This is a genomic window from Pseudomonas sp. Pseusp11, from assembly GCF_047304405.1.
In the GTDB taxonomy this organism is placed as follows: domain Bacteria; phylum Pseudomonadota; class Gammaproteobacteria; order Pseudomonadales; family Pseudomonadaceae; genus Aquipseudomonas.
The window spans coordinates 108,743-125,068 of the sequence record NZ_JBGLZF010000013.1; the positions used below are offsets into that span (position 1 = coordinate 108,743).

Sequence of the window (16,326 nt, forward strand, 5' to 3'; positions counted from 1 at the left end):
ATGTTTGGTATCAGCTTCTCTGAACTGCTGCTCGTCGGCCTCGTCGCCCTGCTGGTGCTGGGCCCCGAGCGCCTGCCGGGTGCTGCGCGCACCGCTGGCCTGTGGGTCGGGCGGCTGAAGCGCAGCTTCAACGCGATCAAACAGGAAGTTGAACGTGAAATCGGTGCCGACGAGATTCGCCGGCAACTGCACAACGAGCACATTCTGTCCCTGGAGCAGGAGGCGCGGAAGATTTTCACGCCGACCCAGCAGGAGCCAACGCCGGTGGAACCTGTGGCGACGCCGACGATTCATGCGCCGGCGGCCGAGACTACGCCGACTGAAACGGTGAAAACCGTTGAAACAGCACCGGTTATTGCTCCAGTAGAACCTGTTGCTCCTGCCGCCGCGCCGACAACGCCGGCGCCTCACGACACCACTTTGCCGCCGCGAGCCCCATGAGCGATCTCCCCGAAAACGACCAGCACATGCCACTGGTCTCGCACCTCACCGAGTTGCGCACCCGTCTGCTGCGCTGTGTAGCGGCGATCTTCATTATCTTCGCCGGGTTGTTCGCCTTCACCCAGCAGATTTACACCTTCGTCTCCACGCCTCTGCGCCAGTACCTGCCGGCCGGCGCGACGATGATCGCCACCGACGTGTCGTCGCCGTTCCTGACGCCGCTGAAGCTGACCATGATGGTCTCGCTGTTCCTGGCAATCCCGGTGATCCTGCATCAGATCTGGGGTTTCATCGCGCCAGGCCTGTACAAGCATGAGAAGCGCATCGCCGTGCCGTTGCTGGTCTCCAGCATCCTGCTGTTCTACACCGGCATGGCCTTCGCCTATTTCCTGGTGTTCCCGCTGATCTTCAAGTTCTTCGCCGCCGCCACCCCGGCCGGCGTGGAAATGATGACCGACATCACCAGCTACCTCGATTTCGTCATGACGCTGTTCTTCGCCTTCGGTGTGGCGTTCGAGATCCCGGTGGCCGTGGTGCTGCTGGTGTGGATCGGCGTGGTCAACGTCGCTTACCTGAAGAAAATCCGTCCGTACGTGGTCATCGGTTGCTTCGTGGTCGGCATGATCCTGACCCCGCCGGACATCTTCTCGCAGACGCTGTTGGCCGTACCAATGTGGTTGCTGTTCGAGATCGGCGTCCTGTTCGGCGGCCTGATCAGCAAGCGCGGCGAGCACCCGGACGAAAAACCGGCTGACGATCACAACGACCAGCCGCCAGCGACCCAAGCGTGAACCTGCTGCTCCTCGAAGAGGCCGATTTCATTGCGGCCGACCGGGTGATCCTGCGCGATCGCCGGTTGACTCATATGCAGGAAGTCCACCGCTGTGAAGTGGGTGACAGCATGCGCGTCGGGCGTATCGGCGGGCTGATGGGTGCCGCCGAAGTGCTGCGCCTGGACGCTGACGAAGCCGAGTTGCGCGTCACCCTCGACCAGCCGCCACCAGCCAAGCTGCCACTGACCCTGGTGTTGGCCCTGCCACGCCCGAAAATGCTCCGCAGGGTGTTCCAGACCGTGGCTGCCATGGGTGTGCCACGAATCGTTCTGGTAAACAGCTATCGCGTCGAGAAGAGCTTCTGGCAAACCCCGTTCCTGGAACCTGAGGCGATTCGCGAGCAATTGATCCTGGGGCTTGAACAAGCCCGGGACAGCGTGCTGCCGGAAGTCGTCATCGAGAAGCGCTTCAAACCTTTTGTCGAAGATCGCCTGCCAGCAATCACTGAAGGCACTCTCGGCCTGGTCGGTCATCCCGGCAATTACCCGCCCTGCCCCCGTGGCCTGGACGAACCCGTGACCCTGGCCATCGGCCCCGAAGGCGGCTGGATTCCTTACGAAATCGACCTGCTGGCCAAGGCCGGCCTGCAACCGGTGCAGCTCGGCGAGCGCATCCTGCGGGTCGAAACCGCCGTCACTGCGCTGCTTTCGCGGCTGTTCTAACCCAGACACTTACCCTGTGGCGAGGGAGCTTGCTCCCGCTTGGGCGCGAAGCGGCCACCTCTTTTTTCCAGCAAGACCGCATTCACCGGTTTTACGACTGCTTCGCAGCCGAGCGGGAGCAAGCTCCCTCGCCACAGGTGTTTGCTCACCTACAGGTTCCAGCCTGCCTGCCGATACAGTCCCCATAAAACCGAATAATGGTCCGAGGGGAGTTGCAGCATGTACCGTTGGCTAGCCGAAAAACTGGGAAACGTAAGCGTCAATCGCAAACTGGGTGTCGGCTTCGGTCTGGTGCTGCTTCTAACCTTGTTGATCACCTTCACCGGCTGGACCGGCCTGAGCGGTGTGATCAGCCGTGGCGACACGCTCGGGTTTATTTCCAGCCTCAATGAGCTGACCAAAGACCTGCGCCTGGCCCGCCTGGACTACGACATGCGCCGTGGCGAACAAGGCCCGGGCGCCGTCAACGAGCTGATCGGCAAACTCGATAGCGGCCTGAAAACCGCCCGCACGCTAATCGAACAACCTGACGACGTGGCATTGCTCGACCAGCAACTGGCCGCCATCAGCGAGTACAAACGCGCCTTCGCCGATCTGACCCAGGCCACCGCCGCTCGCGAAGACGCTCGCAGCAAACTGGGCGCCACCGCCGATAACGCCGTGGCCCGCGTCGCCGAAGTCGAAAAATCCATGCTGCAGGGCGACAGCGTCACCCAGTTCAACAGTGTGATCGACCTGAGCAAACTGATTCAGCAAGCGCGCTTCCAGGTCCGCGGCTACACCTACAGCGGCAAACCCGAGGCCGAGCAGCCAGCGCTGGACGCCATCGACAACGCCCTGAAAAACCTCGAAAGCCTGCCGTCCAAACTGCCGGAGCAACACATCGCCAACCTGCAACAGGCGACCGACTCGCTCAAAGCCTATCGCGCGGCGGTCAGCCAGTTCCGCGACTCCCAGGTCGCCAGCGCTGCCGCCTTCAAACGCATGAGCGCCCAGGGCGACATTCTGTTCGACGTCAGCAAAAAGCTCACCACCTCGCAAACCGCCGTGCGTGACGCCGATACGGCGCATGCCAAAAACCTGCTGCTGATGGCCACCGTCCTCGCGTCGGCCTTTGGTCTGTTCGCCGCCTGGGCCATCACCCGCCAGATCGTCATTCCCCTGAGCCAGACCCTCAAAGTCGCCGAGCGTGTCGCCGCGGGCGACCTGAGCCACAACCTGATTTCTGAACGCCAGGACGAACTGGGCCAACTACAGCGCGCCATGCAAAGCATGACCCTGGGCCTGCGAGAACTGATCGGCGGCATCAGCGACGGCGTGACCCAAATCGCCAGCGCCGCTGAAGAACTGTCTGCCGTTACCGAGCAGACCAGCGCCGGGGTCAACAGCCAGAAGGTTGAAACCGATCAAGTGGCCACCGCCATGCATGAAATGACCGCCACCGTGCAGGAAGTCGCGCGCAATGCCGAGGAAGCGTCCGAAGCCGCCGTCGCCGCCGACCAGCAGGCCCGCGAGGGTGACAGGGTGGTCGGCGAAGCCATCGCCCAGATCGAGCGCCTGGCCCTCGAAGTCGGCAACTCCACTGCCGCCATGGGCGATCTGAAGCGCGAAAGCGACAAGATCGGCAGCGTGCTCGACGTGATCAAATCCGTGGCCCAGCAAACCAACCTGCTGGCGCTCAACGCCGCCATCGAAGCCGCCCGCGCCGGTGAGGCCGGGCGTGGCTTTGCGGTAGTCGCCGACGAAGTCCGCAGCCTGGCCCAACGCACCCAGAAGTCCACCGAAGAAATCGAAGAGTTGATCGTTGGCCTGCAAACCGGCACTCAGCAAGTCGCGACCATCATGGACAACAGCCGCAGCCTGACCGACAGCAGCGTCGAACTGACCCGCCGCGCCGGCGGCTCGCTGGAAAGCATCACCCGTACCGTGTCGGCGATCCAGTCGATGAACCAGCAGATCGCCGCTGCCGCCGAGCAACAGAGCGCAGTGGCCGAAGAGATCAACCGTAGTGTGCTGAACGTGCGAGACGTGTCCGAGCAGACCTCGGCCGCCAGCGAAGAAACCGCGGCCTCCAGCGTCGAGCTGGCGCGGTTGGGGACGCATTTGCAGATGCTGGTGGGCAGGTTCAAGGTTTAACACCACACAAAGCAAAAAGATCGCAGCATTCGGCAGCCTGTAGTAGGAGCTGCCGAAGGCTGCGATCTTTTTTGGGCGATGCGGTTACAAAACCTGGCGCAAAAACGCCTGCGCACGGGGATCCTTCGGTGCATCGAAGAACTCGGCCGGTGAGGCGTCTTCCAGCAATTTGCCGTGATCGAAGAACAGCACCCGGTCTGCCACTTCCCGGGCGAAGCCCATTTCGTGGGTGACGCAAACCATGGTCATGCCTTCCACGGCCAGGGTCTTCATCACATCCAGCACTTCACCGACCATTTCCGGGTCGAGCGCCGACGTCGGCTCATCGAACAGCATGACTTTCGGCTCCATCGCCAACGCCCGGGCTATAGCCACGCGCTGCTGCTGACCACCGGAAAGGCGCGATGGAAACTCGTGGGCCTTCTGAGCGATACCGACCTTTTCCAGCAACACCATGGCCTTGGCCTCGCGCTCCTTCTTGCCGCGCTTGCGCACGACTTTCTGGGCCAGGCAGAGGTTTTCCAGCACGGTCATGTGCGGGAACAGGTTGAAATGCTGAAACACCATGCCGACTTCGCGGCGGTAGGCGTTGACGTCGGTTTTCGGGTCGGCCAGTTGCAGACCGTCGATGCTCACCGAACCGGAGTCGAACGCTTCCAGGCCATTCAGGCAGCGCAGAAAGGTCGACTTGCCGGAACCGGACGGGCCGATCACCACCAATACTTCGCCCTTCGCCACTTGGGTGGTGACGTTGTCCACCGCGCGAACCACCTGACCGCGGGTGTCGAAGACTTTTATCAGATCGCGGACTTCAATCACTTTGCGCGAGCCTCCTCTCAAGCCGACTGGCGATTTTCGACAGCGGCAGGTTGATCAACAGGTACAACCCAGCCACGCAGAACAGGATTTCGAACGGCGAGAACGAGGTAGTGATGACTTCACGACCGCTTTTCAACAGTTCGGTAATCGCGATCACCGACACCAGCGAGGTGTCCTTGACCAGACTGATGAACTGCCCGGCCAGCGGTGGCAGCACGCGCTTGAACGCTTGCGGCAGCACCACATGACGCATCGACTGGCCACCGCTCAAACCCAGGGAACGCGCCGCTTCGTTCTGGCCACGGGCAATGGACTGCACGCCAGAGCGGATGATCTCCGCCACGTAGGCACCGGTGAACAGCGACAACGCGGCGATCCCGGCGAACTCCCGGGAGAGGTTCATCACGGTGCCAATGAAGAAGTAGAAAATGAAAATTTGCACCAGCAGCGGCGTACCGCGCACCAGCTCGACATAGATCGTCGAGAGGTCGCGCAGGGTCGGGTTGTTCGACAGGCGGCACAGCCCGGTGGCCAGGCCGATCAGCAGGCCAAGCACGCCAGACACCAGGGACAACCACAACGTGGTCCAGAGACCCCATAGCAGCGGGCCGGCGGCCCAATGCCGGGTCACGCCGATCACATCGCCTTCGGCCACATCATCGCCTTGCGCGACTTGCAGGCTGTTGTCGTCAACCGTCAGGTGCTGCTCATCCCCGGCATCATTACGCAGGGTGACTTCAGCCTTGCTGCCCTTGTGCACCAGCTCGCTGACGGTGGAGATGTCGGCCGCACGCTGGGACTCTTCGGCGTGGTAGGCGAAGTACTGCGGCACACGGTTCCAGCGCCATTCGTAGGACATCAGCGAGGTGGCGTAATACAGCGCGCCGGCCAGGCCGATCAGCACCAGCACGGTTAATACGTGCCAGGGCCATTGAGCTTTTTTCTGTTTCATTTAAAGGCAAATCCATAACGATCAGGGCGCCCGCTCCCTCTGTGGCGAGGGAGCTTGCTCCCGCTGGGTTGCGCAGCAACCCTGAAATCAGCCACTGCGCAACGTCGGGTAAAACGAGTCAATCGATTTACGACTGCTTCGCAGTCGGACGGGAGCAAGCTCCCTCACCACAAAGGCGGTGTTACTCCATGTCCTTGAGCCAGGCGGTGTCTTTAAACCACTTGTCATGGATACGATCGTAGGTGCCGTCTTCGTGAATCTGGTGCAGGAAGTTGTTGATGAAGTTGAGGCTGTCGTAATCGCCTTTCTTCAGGCCGAAAGCCAGAGGCTCATAGGTGAACGGCTTGTCGAGGAACAGCAGTTTGCCGTTGCCGACCTTGTTCACCGCCACGACGTTGTAAGGCGCGTCGTAGATGAAGGCGTCGGCCTTGCCGTTGACCACGTCGAGCACCGCTTCCTGCTCGTTGTCGTAGCCGTGGTACTTGGCTTTGGAAATGAGTTTTTTGGCGACCATCTCGCCAGTGGTGCCGAGCTTGGAGGTGATGCGGTAGTCGGCGGTGTTCAGGTCTTTATAGGACTTGATGGTGCCTTCCAGCTCCTTGCGGATCAGCAGCGTCTGGCCGACCACGATGAAGGGTTCGCTGAAGTTCAGGCGCAGGTTGCGCTCCTGGGTCAGGGTCATGCCGCTGCCGATCATGTCGAACTTGTCGGTCAGCAGGGCCGGGATGATGCCGTCGTAGCCGGTGGATACCATTTCCAGCTTGACGCCCATGGCCTTGGCCATGGCTTTGAGGATGTCGACTTCGAAGCCGATGATTTCGCCGCGCTTGTTGGTCATTTCGAACGGCATGTAGGTCGGGTCCATGCCGACTTTCAGCGTGCCGCGCTTGACCGCGTCATCGATGGCACCGGCCTGCACCGCGCTGACTGCAACCAATGCCGTGACGCCGACCAGCAGCATCGACAGATACTTCTTCATCTTCAAGTCCCCAAAACCCATCGCATTGTGAGGCACGCAAACCGCAGGTTTCCTTTGGGAAACCGGCAGATACGAACAGAAAGTTGTCCGGGCGCACCAATTCGGGGACGGATGCTAACGCACTCGGCCGTTTGCACAAGGGGTTGAGGGAGATTTGTTTGATCGTTCCCACGCAGAACACGAGAGCGATCATCAGCACAAAAAAAACCCCGCTTTCGCGGGGTTTTTCATTATGCCAACTGAGGCTGCACGCTCAACGGTTTGAGCGGCAACAGCGGCGCATGCGGATCGGCATCCACCGAAGTGCGCCAGGCCTGCAGCCACTCGGCATGGCCTTCGCTCCAGACCTGCTCATGCAAGCGACCCAGTGCCACCGGATCACTCAGCAGGGCCACGCGCTCGTTGTTGGTCAGCCCTTCAGGCCCGACCTTCATCGCATGGCGAACCCGCTCGATACGCAGCCATTCGATCGGCTCGGCCTGACGGTGACGAGACGTCGCCAGCGCACACGCCAACGCGTTCTGCTGTGGATCGACCACCGACCGGACGAAGCCGTCGTGCAGTGCATGCCAGCGGTTTTCGTGGGTGTACTGATCAGTCGCCAACAACGCCTGCGGCGGAGCGTATTCCTCAGGAATCAGGAACAGGCTTTCGTCACGGGACTTCAGGCCCAGACCGACACGACTGGAGATCACCGACACCGGAATCGACAGCATCAGCGAACCGACAATCGGCACCAGCCACCAGAGGAAGCTCGGGTTCAGCCAGATCACCAGCAGCGCCCAGAAGAAGCCCAGCACGGTTTGCGGACCGTGGCGCTTGACCGCCTCGCTCCACGGCGTGGAGTCGTCGTCACGTTGCGGCGAGTTCCAGGTCGCGGCCCAGCCGAGGAACGCGGCGAGCACGAAACGGGTGTGGAAAATCATCCGCACCGGCGCCAGCAGCATGGAGAACAACATCTCCAGCAGCATCGACAGCGTCACCTTGAACTTGCCACCGAACTCTTTCGCGCCCTTGGCCCAGATCAGGATGATGCTCAGCAGCTTCGGCAGGAACAGCAGCACGATGGTCGTCGAGAACAGCGCGATCGCCTTGTCCGGGTGCCATTGTGGCCAAAGCGGATAGAGCTGACGCGGTTCCAGGAAGTACTGCGGCTCCATCAGCGTGTTGGTCGCCAGCAGGGCTGTCGACAGCACGAGGAAGAAGAACCACAACGGCGCCGACAGGTAAGACATCACGCCTGTCAGGAACACCGCACGGTGTACCGGGTGCATGCCCTTGACCAGGAACAGCCGGAAGTTCATCAGGTTGCCATGGCACCAGCGACGGTCACGCTTGAGTTCGTCCAGCAGGTTCGGCGGCAGTTCTTCGTAGCTGCCCGGCAAGTCATAGGCAATCCACACGCCCCAGCCGGCACGGCGCATCAGCGCAGCTTCAACGAAGTCGTGGGACAGAATCGCACCGGCGAACGCGCCTTTACCGGGCAACGGCGCCAGGGCGCAGTGCTCGATGAACGGCTTCATGCGGATGATCGCGTTGTGGCCCCAGTAGTGGGATTCGCCCAACTGCCAGAAGTGCAGGCCAGCGGTGAACAGTGGACCGTACACACGGGTGGCGAACTGCTGCATACGCGCATAAAGGGTGTCCATGCCCGACGCACGCGGCGCGGTCTGGATGATCCCGGCGTCCGGCGTGGCTTCCATCAGGCGCACCAGGCTGCTCAGGCATTCGCCACTCATTACGCTGTCGGCGTCGAGCACGACCATGTATTTGTAGTCACCGCCCCAACGACGGCAGAAGTCGTCGAGGTTGCCGCTTTTACGTTTTACGCGACGACGACGGCGGCGGTAGAAGATCTTGCCGAAGCCCTTGGCTTCACGGCAGACGTCCAGCCAGGCCTGCTGTTCGGCGACGCAGATATCGGCGTCGTTACTGTCGCTGAGCACGAAAAAGTCGAAGCGATCGAGGTTACCCGAGGCTGCAACCGACTCGAAGGTCGCCCGCAAACCGGCGAATACCCGCGGCACATCTTCGTTGCAGATCGGCATCACCAATGCGGTGCGTGCGTCCTTGGCGATCGGCTCGTTGCCGGCGCTGGCGCCGGAAATGCGGTACTTGTCGCGACCCGTGATCAACTCGAGGAAGCCCATCAGCGCGGTCCAAAAACCGGCCGACACCCAGCAGAACAGAATCCCGAACAGAATCAGGATGCTGGTTTGCAACGCGTAAGGCAGCACCTGGGCCGCGGTTTGCAGAAGCGGTTGGTGCAGGACTTCTTCAAGATCGACGAACGACCAGCCCTGGTACGGCATGATGCCTTTCATGTACCAGCCGGCGACGATCGTCTGACCGAGCATCAGCACCAGCAGAATATAGCGGCGGATCGAACCGACGGTGCGCCAGCGAGCAGCCGGCAGCACGTTCTCGTCTTTCGGCGGCTGCGGCGGGTTGGTGCGACCGGTCAGCCGACGCCAGCCACGCACCAGAATATTGGTGCGCCATGGCTCCGGAACGACTTTGGTCCGACGGATCGGTGGGGCTGCCTTGAGGCAAACCCGACCACTGGCGTCGAGTCCCAACATTTGCGCATCCGCCAGTTCTTCGGCGGTGTTCAGGGTCAGGCGCCGCCCGACCGACGCCTGGGCGGCATCGGTTGGCGCGTCGAACGCCTGGGACGACAGACGTTCGTGCAACTCACTGAAAGACTTGCAGCCCGCGAGTTCCGCGCGCTGCTCGTCGGTCATTGGCAAATGCGCCAGGTACTCGGCAAGCGTTTGTGGCTGTACTTGTGAATTACTCATCGGCGGGCAACTGATAGCTCCAGGTCTCGGTCAGGACTTGTTCAGTCGGTGCCGATTCCGGTGTGGCAGGGGCCGCTTCGGCAGCGACAGGCTGCTTGGCGTCTTTGTTGTCCTTGTCCTTGGTGTCCTTGACTTGCTGGGCTTGCGCTTCAGCTTGCTTGGCCTCCTTGTCCTTCTTCTCCTGCTGCTTGGCGGCGATCTTGTCGGCCTTGGCAACGGAAGAGCTGGACGCTGGCGCCGTGGTCTTGATCGTCTCGGCAGGCGTGATGGTCTTGACCAGTGCTGCACGCATTTCGGTGGACTTGTTCGGATCCTTGATCTTCATCCGCAGGGTCAGGCGCCAGCCCTTGGTTTCAGGGTTGTAACGGACGCTGTTCTCGACCAGTTCCGCGTTGTCGCCAACGCTCACCTGACTGCGCACTTCGGCATCTTCCGGCAAGTCTTGCAGGGACGGACCCTGGAAATCCACCAGGTAGGCCACGCTGCCGTCCGGCTGACGAATCAGGTTCGACTGCTTCACGTCACCCGTGGAACGCAGGGTCTGTTGAACCCAGGCGCTGTCCGCCGAATGCAGGGCGGCTTCGTCGATGGTCCAGTGCATGCGATAGGCGACGTCCAGGGGCTGGCCAGGCTCTGGCAGTTTTTCCGGGCTCCAGAAAGCAACGATATTGTCGTTGGTTTCGTCAGCGGTAGGAATCTCCACCAGATCGACGGAGCCCTTGCCCCAATCGCCTTTCGGCTCGATCCAGGCGCTTGGGCGCTTGTCGTAGCGGTCATCAAGGTCTTCGTAGTGGCTGAAGTCACGACCACGCTGCAGCAAGCCGAAACCGCGCGGGTTCTCGATCGAGAAGTTGCTCACGGCCAGGTGTTTCGGGTTGTTCAATGGGCGCCAGATCCATTCGCCGTTGCCGGCATGGATCGACAGACCGCTGGAGTCGTGCAGTTCGCGACGGTAGTTCAGCACTTTCGACGGCTGGTTGGCGCCGAACAGGAACATGCTGGTCAGCGGCGCAACGCCAAGTTTGGTGACCTTGTCACGCAGGAACATCTTGGCCTTGACGTCGACGACCGTGTCGCTGCCCGGACGCAGGGTCAGGCGATAGGCACCGGTGGCGCGCGGCGAATCCAGCAGGGCGAAGATCACCAGGTGCTTGTCGCCCGGCTTCGGCTGCTGAATCCAGAACTCGGTGAAACGCGGGAACTCTTCGCCGGACGGCAAGGCGGTATCGATGGCCATGCCGCGAGCGGACAAGCCATAGGTGTGGCCCTTGCCGACGACGCGGAAGTAACTCGCGCCGAGCATGGTCATGATTTCGTCTTGCTTGTCGGCCTTGTTGATCGGGTAGAGCACACGGAAACCGGCATAACCCAGCTTCTCAGTGGCTTTAGGATCGAACTTCATATCGCCGAAATCGAAACGACTTGGGTCGTATTTGATCTCTTCGACGGCGTTGGCCGTGATTTCGTTGATTTTCACCGGCGTATCGAAGTGCATGCCCTGGTGATAGAACGACAGCTTGAATGGGGTTTTCTGGTTAGCCCACTCGGCTTTTTCGGTGAGGAAGCGAATTTTTTGATAATCCGCGAATTTCATCTCACGAAATTCATTCGGCAGGTTACTGCGCGGGGCTTCGTATTTTTGCCCGGCCAGCTCTTTTGCCTTGACCGATACGTCATCCAGATTGAATGCCCAAAGCTGGCCGGCGCTGAACAGGCAGAGCAGTGCAGAGCCCGCTACCAGAGCATTTCGAAACCGTTTGGCAGACAATTTTGGTGCATTACAGGGACTAACAATCACGAGCAACCCTCGCCGAAAACAGATCAAAAAACCAACGGCCAGTTAAAGTGCCAGCACGGTGTACGGTGGAAAAAAACCGACCCTGCGGACCACTCTTGCCAAGTTGGCGAGCATTGTTCCGACTCCCATGGGGCAAAATGATTCCCCAACAGGCCGCGGACAAGTCTCTACCTAAGTCAAAATGGACCAACGAACGCTGATCCCCGTAGCGCGCGATTATCTAGTAGGCCGCGTTACAACGCATCAGGGGGAAGCAAGTATTTATCGGGAAAAGCCTCTGTTTTCAGCCGAAATGCCCTTAAAAACATGTTTCAAGCGCTTTCACGTCTGTAACAGGAAGGTTACCGGGCCATCATTGACCAGGTGCACCTGCATATCCGCGCCGAATCTACCTGATGCCACAGTGCCATGCACCTGTTTCGCTTTGCCCAATAGATAGTCGAACAGCGCCTCGCCCAAGGCCGGAGGGGCTGCAGTCGAAAAACTCGGACGCAACCCGTTTTTGGTATCGGCGGCCAGGGTGAACTGCGAGACCAGCAACAACCCGCCGTCCACGTCAGCCAAGGACAGATTCATCTTGCCCTCGGCGTCACTGAATACTCGATAGTTAAGCAGTTTATGCAGAAGTTTGTCGGCGCTGGCCTGCGTGTCGTCGGGTTCGACCGCCACCAGCACCAGCAACCCCTGATCTATCGCACCAACCACCTCTCCCGCGACCTCGACTCGCGCGCCGCGCACGCGTTGCAGCAGGGCCTTCATGCTTCGTCAGGCGACAGGTCGAGCAAGCGACGGGCCATCTGATCGGCGGCGCGTACCAATGCATCGGTGATCCCCGGTTCGGACGCCGCATGGCCGGCGTCGCGGATCACCTGCAATTCGCTGTTCGGCCAGGCTTGATGCAGTTCCCAGGCGTTGTCCAGCGGGCAGATCACGTCATAGCGACCATGGACGATGACGCCGGGCAAATGGGCGATCTTGCCCATGTCGCGGATCAGCTGATTCGGCTCGAGGAAAGCGTTGTTGGTGAAGTAGTGGCATTCGATGCGGGCGATGGACAACGCACGCTGGGGTTCGGAGAAACGATCGACCACCAGCGGGTTCGGACGCAGGGTCGCGGTGCGGCCTTCCCAGATGGACCAGGCCTTGGCCGCGTGCATCTGGGCGATCTGGTCGTTGCCGACCAGGCGTTTGTGGAATGCCGTGAGCAAGTCGTCGCGCTCGTCCAGCGGGATCGGCGCGATGTAGTCCTGCCAGTAATCGGGGAACAGGCGACTGGCGCCACACTGGTAGAACCACTCGATTTCCTGGGGACGGCAGAGAAAAATCCCGCGCAGAATCAGACCGTGCACGCGCTCCGGGTGGGTTTGTGCGTAAGCCAGGGCCAGGGTCGAACCCCAGGAACCGCCGAACAGCACCCATTTGTCGATGCCCAGGTGCTTGCGAATCCGCTCGAGATCGGCGACCAGATCCCAGGTGGTGTTGTTCTCAAGGCTGGCGTGGGGCGTGGAGCGACCGCAACCGCGCTGGTCGAAGGTGACGATGCGATACAGGTTCGGATCGAAATACCGGCGGCTCTGCGCATCACACCCGGCGCCAGGGCCGCCGTGAATGAACACTACCGGCAAACCTTCCGGTGAACCGCTTTCGTCGACATACAGCGTATGGGTTTTATCGACGGCCAGATCGTGCCGGGCGTGGGGTTTGATCTGCGGGTACAAAGTCTGCATTGCGCGCTCCGTAAGGGGTCGAGGTCATCCCTGTAGGGACTTCTATTATTCTGCCGTCCGGCATCATAAACCCGAATTACTTCAATGAGCATGCCCCTTGCAGCGTCAGCGCTTGTCAGCCCGTCTTGTCAGCCCGTCTTCTCAGCCAAATACCCGAGCAGGGTTTCATAGAGTCGGTCGACCTCGGCAACCTGCCCCCGCGCCCGCAAACAACCGTGAACCAGCCCCTGACCGTAATAAAGCATTGCGCTCACGCCGGCGGCGTTGAGTCGCCCGGCGTAAAGCACGCCGTCATCGCGTAGCGGATCGAACTGCGCCACGGCGATCAACGTCGGTGGCAGACCGCTGAAGTCGTCGGCGAGCAAGGGCATCGCATAGGCCGTTGGCTGACGGATACCACCCAAGTACAGCGCGTGATAACAATCCAGATCGCTGCTACCCAGCAATGGCGCGTCGGCGCATTCGCTGCGTGATGGCAACCGGTGATCGCCGCCCAGGCCCGGATAGATCAGAACCTGTGCACAAGGCGCCGGTTCGCCGGCATCGCGCAAGGCCAGACACAGCGCAGCGGCAAGGTTGCCGCCAGCGCTGTCGCCGGCCACCAGCGTCCGCGCCAGGTCGAGTTGAAACGGCCCCGTGCGTAGCGCTCGCCAGACACCCAGACAGTCATCGAACGCCGCTGGAAACGGATGCTCCGGCGCCAGCCGATAATCGACGGCGATCACCAACACACCGAGCACCGACGCCAGTTCGGCGCAGATGAAGTCGTGGGAATCCAGATCCCCCACCACCCAACCACCGCCATGCAGATACACAATGCAGGGCCAACCGTTGGTCGGCAGCGGAACCGGCGGTTGCCAGGCGCGCACCGCCACTCCCGCCAACTCTAGATCGACCACCTCAAGCCCCGCGGGATGTGGCGGGGTAAACGCCCGGCACATCTCGCTGTAGGCCTGACGCATACCGGCGAGGCTGCTGTCAGTGCTGTTGAAGCTGAGGGTTTTCTCGACGAAAGCCGCCATCTGTTCAGAGAGTGGATAAGAAGCCATGGACTACAGCCAGTCAGTTCAAAGTTTTTGATTGATAACCTGTGGCGCAGTCAATTTTTGAGACTGGCCTGAACGGTTGCCGCGCCATTCTTTCCATCGAAACTGCTGACACCCGCCAGCCAGCGCTGAAGGTCTTCAGGATGATCACGCAGCCACTGTTTGGCGACATCCTGCGGCGTCTTGCGCTCCATGATCGGCACCATCAACTGGCTTTCCTGGGCAGCGGTGAAGGTCAGGTTTTCCAATAGACGGTTCACGTTCGGGCAACGCTCGGCATAGTCTGGCGCGGTCACGGTGGAAACGGTCGCCGCGCCTTCATTCGGGCCGTAGACGTCTTCGCTGCCGGTCAGGTAGGCGATGTTCATGTTGATGTTCATCGGATGCGGGGTCCAGCCGACGAACACCACGAACTCCTTGCGATTGACCGCCCGTTGTACGGCGGCGAGCATCCCGGCCTCACCGGACTCGATCAACTTGAAGTCCTTCAAACCGAAGCGGTTGGTCTCGATCATGGTTTTGATGGTGGTGTTGGCGCCGCTGCCCGGCTCGATGCCGTAGATCTTGCCACCCAACTGATCCTTGAACCTGGCGATGTCGGCGAAGGTTTTCAGGCCGGCGGCAGCGACATAGTCAGGTACCGCGAGTGTTGCCTGGGCGTCGGCCAGGCTAGGTTTGTCCATGACCTTCACCTGATTGGCGGACACGAACGGAGCGATGTTCTTGTCCATCGCCGGTTTCCAGTAACCGAGGAAAATATCCAGACGCTTGTCGCGGATGCCGGCGAAGATGATTTGCTGCACGGCGCTGGTTTGCTTGCTTTCATAGCCAAGGCCATTAAGCAGCACATCGGCCATGCCGCTGGTGGCAATGACGTCGGTCCAGTTGACCACGCCCATGCGCACGGTCTTGCAGGAAGCGGGGTCGTTGGCGAAAACGCTGGTGCTCAGAAGAGCAGTGCCGGTGAGGATTAACAGACAGCGGTTGAACAGTCGTTTCATCGGGAAGGCTCGCTCGGCAGCAGATTATTGTGGGCCCGGTGTCTTTGTGCACCGTGCCCACAACGTTACGCAGCGCCGAGTCGGCAAAAGTGACCTGTGGCGACCGTGTTTTGCACAGTGGCGACTGTCCTGATGCGTTACCAAGGCGAACACTAATCTGTGGCGAGGGAGCTTGCTCCCGCTGGGTTGCGAAGCAGCCCCCAAACCATTCAACCGAGTTTCATCAGATACGCCCGACCAACCGGGTTTAAGACGGCTTCGCCGCCGAGCGGGACGGTGCGGCGATCCGACAAGCTCCCTCGCCACAAAGGCCCGTTCGCCAGAGGGTTACGCGCTGTAATGCTTTTCGCCCCACGCCAACAATCCTTGCAGCAATTCCCGGAGCACCACTTGCGTCGGCTCGGCCAAATCCGGGCGATAACGGAACGGCTGGAACTCTTCCATGTACGTGCACTGGCCCAACTCCAGTTGCACGGCATGAATGTTCTCGGCCGGATTACCGTAATGCCGGGTGATGTGCCCGCCCTTGAAGCGGCCGTTCAGCACATGGCTGTAATCGGTGTGCTTCGCGCAGATCGCTTCCAGCTGTGTGGCCAACTGCGGATCGCAACTGGCGCCGTTGAAGGTGCCGAGGTTGAAGTCCGGTAGTTTGCCGTCGAACAGGTGCGGAATCACCGAGCGGATCGAGTGCGCGTCGAACAGCAGCGCGTAGCCGAACTCGGCTTTCAGCCGTGCCAGTTCTTCCTGCAAGGTGCGGTGGTACGGCGTCCAGATCTGCTCCAGATACGTCGCCCGCTCTGCAGCCGACGGCTCCAGCCCTTCGCGGAACAACGGCACGCCATCGAACAGCGTCGCCGGATACAGACCCGTGGTGGCGCCGACATATAGAGGCTTGTCGTCGGACGGCCGGTTCAGGTCGATGACAAACCGCGAGTACTCGGCCGCCAGGGTGCTGGCGCCCAGTTCGGCGGCGAATTCATAAAGCCTGGGGATATGCCAATCGGTGTCCGGCAGGCTTTTCGCGTCGGGGATCAACCCCGCTTCCACCGTCGGGGTCAGACGTAGGCCGGCGTGGGGCATGCTGATCAGCAGCGGCACGCGGCCTTGTTTGAAGTTCAGAACCTTATCCAC

14 protein-coding genes are annotated in these 16,326 nt (G+C 60.8%); 4 read left to right on the plus strand and 10 right to left on the minus strand.

Annotation, left to right across the window (positions count from 1 at the left end):
- The 4 genes from tatB (at position 1) to ACCC96_RS13190 (ending at position 4,072) form a co-directional block, all read left to right on the plus strand.
- Positions 1-441: a Sec-independent protein translocase protein TatB gene (gene tatB, locus ACCC96_RS13175; RefSeq protein ID WP_258672078.1), complete on the plus strand. Its 441-nt coding sequence runs from the start codon at positions 1-3 to the stop codon at positions 439-441.
- Positions 438-1,232: a twin-arginine translocase subunit TatC gene (gene tatC, locus ACCC96_RS13180; protein WP_019581837.1), complete on the plus strand. Its 795-nt coding sequence runs from the start codon at positions 438-440 to the stop codon at positions 1,230-1,232. The genes tatB and tatC overlap by 4 nt, the downstream gene beginning before the upstream one ends.
- Positions 1,229-1,936 (plus strand): 16S rRNA (uracil(1498)-N(3))-methyltransferase, encoded by a 708-nt coding sequence (locus ACCC96_RS13185; RefSeq protein WP_258612982.1) that lies wholly within the window; start codon positions 1,229-1,231, stop codon positions 1,934-1,936. Before tatC ends, ACCC96_RS13185 begins: the two co-directional genes overlap by 4 nt.
- A 219-nt stretch (positions 1,937-2,155) precedes the next feature.
- A complete protein-coding gene (locus ACCC96_RS13190) occupies positions 2,156-4,072 on the plus strand; it encodes a methyl-accepting chemotaxis protein (protein WP_413696049.1) in 1,917 nt (638 codons plus the stop codon).
- An 84-nt stretch (positions 4,073-4,156) separates the two neighbouring features.
- Here the strand turns inward: ACCC96_RS13190 and ACCC96_RS13195 are convergent, their stop codons facing one another.
- The 10 genes from ACCC96_RS13195 to hutG all read right to left on the minus strand — a co-directional run bounded on the left by ACCC96_RS13195 (position 4,157) and on the right by hutG (position 16,326).
- The gene (locus ACCC96_RS13195; protein WP_007936789.1) at positions 4,157-4,891 is read right to left on the minus strand and encodes an amino acid ABC transporter ATP-binding protein; all 735 of its coding nucleotides are present in this window, start codon (positions 4,889-4,891) and stop codon (positions 4,157-4,159) included.
- Positions 4,884-5,843 carry an amino acid ABC transporter permease gene (locus ACCC96_RS13200; RefSeq protein WP_413696050.1) on the minus strand — a complete coding sequence of 320 codons (960 nt, stop codon included), beginning with the start codon at positions 5,841-5,843 and terminating at the stop codon, positions 4,884-4,886. Before ACCC96_RS13200 ends, ACCC96_RS13195 begins: the two co-directional genes overlap by 8 nt.
- Positions 5,844-6,024: 181 nt before the next feature.
- Complete coding sequence (locus ACCC96_RS13205) at positions 6,025-6,822, minus strand: transporter substrate-binding domain-containing protein (protein ID WP_026345986.1); 798 nt, start codon at positions 6,820-6,822, stop codon at positions 6,025-6,027.
- 230 nt (positions 6,823-7,052) lie between these two features.
- Positions 7,053-9,623: a glucans biosynthesis glucosyltransferase MdoH gene (mdoH, locus tag ACCC96_RS13210; protein ID WP_019650797.1), complete on the minus strand. Its 2,571-nt coding sequence runs from the start codon at positions 9,621-9,623 to the stop codon at positions 7,053-7,055.
- Positions 9,616-11,421, minus strand: a complete 1,806-nt coding sequence (locus ACCC96_RS13215; RefSeq protein ID WP_019581832.1) for a glucan biosynthesis protein G — start codon at positions 11,419-11,421, stop codon at positions 9,616-9,618. The genes mdoH and ACCC96_RS13215 overlap by 8 nt, the downstream gene beginning before the upstream one ends.
- A gap of 321 nt (positions 11,422-11,742) precedes the next feature.
- Entirely contained in the window at positions 11,743-12,180 is a 438-nt protein-coding gene (dtd, locus tag ACCC96_RS13220) for a D-aminoacyl-tRNA deacylase (protein ID WP_018929172.1), read from the minus strand.
- Positions 12,177-13,148 (minus strand): prolyl aminopeptidase, encoded by a 972-nt coding sequence (gene pip / locus ACCC96_RS13225; protein ID WP_018929173.1) that lies wholly within the window; start codon positions 13,146-13,148, stop codon positions 12,177-12,179. The genes dtd and pip overlap by 4 nt, the downstream gene beginning before the upstream one ends.
- A 128-nt stretch (positions 13,149-13,276) precedes the next feature.
- On the minus strand, positions 13,277-14,197 hold the full coding sequence (locus tag ACCC96_RS13230) for an alpha/beta hydrolase (protein ID WP_258672063.1): 921 nt from the start codon (positions 14,195-14,197) through the stop codon (positions 13,277-13,279).
- A 50-nt stretch (positions 14,198-14,247) separates the two neighbouring features.
- Positions 14,248-15,195, minus strand: a complete 948-nt coding sequence (locus tag ACCC96_RS13235) for a choline ABC transporter substrate-binding protein (protein WP_019650800.1) — start codon at positions 15,193-15,195, stop codon at positions 14,248-14,250.
- Positions 15,196-15,522: 327 nt separating this feature from the next.
- Positions 15,523-16,326: an N-formylglutamate deformylase gene (hutG, locus tag ACCC96_RS13240; RefSeq protein WP_018929176.1), complete on the minus strand. Its 804-nt coding sequence runs from the start codon at positions 16,324-16,326 to the stop codon at positions 15,523-15,525.

Coding starts and splice junctions, on each gene's coding strand:
- tatB (WP_258672078.1), top strand. CDS start 1: ATGTTTGGTATCAGCTTCTCTGAACTGCTGCTCGTCGGCCTCGTCGCC.
- tatC (WP_019581837.1), top strand. CDS start 438: ATGAGCGATCTCCCCGAAAACGACCAGCACATGCCACTGGTCTCGCAC.
- ACCC96_RS13190 (WP_413696049.1), top strand. CDS start 2,156: ATGTACCGTTGGCTAGCCGAAAAACTGGGAAACGTAAGCGTCAATCGC.
- ACCC96_RS13200 (WP_413696050.1), bottom strand. CDS start 5,843: ATGAAACAGAAAAAAGCTCAATGGCCCTGGCACGTATTAACCGTGCTG.
- ACCC96_RS13205 (WP_026345986.1), bottom strand. CDS start 6,822: ATGAAGAAGTATCTGTCGATGCTGCTGGTCGGCGTCACGGCATTGGTT.
- mdoH (WP_019650797.1), bottom strand. CDS start 9,623: ATGAGTAATTCACAAGTACAGCCACAAACGCTTGCCGAGTACCTGGCG.
- dtd (WP_018929172.1), bottom strand. CDS start 12,180: ATGAAGGCCCTGCTGCAACGCGTGCGCGGCGCGCGAGTCGAGGTCGCG.
- pip (WP_018929173.1), bottom strand. CDS start 13,148: ATGCAGACTTTGTACCCGCAGATCAAACCCCACGCCCGGCACGATCTG.
- ACCC96_RS13230 (WP_258672063.1), bottom strand. CDS start 14,197: ATGGCTTCTTATCCACTCTCTGAACAGATGGCGGCTTTCGTCGAGAAA.
- ACCC96_RS13235 (WP_019650800.1), bottom strand. CDS start 15,195: ATGAAACGACTGTTCAACCGCTGTCTGTTAATCCTCACCGGCACTGCT.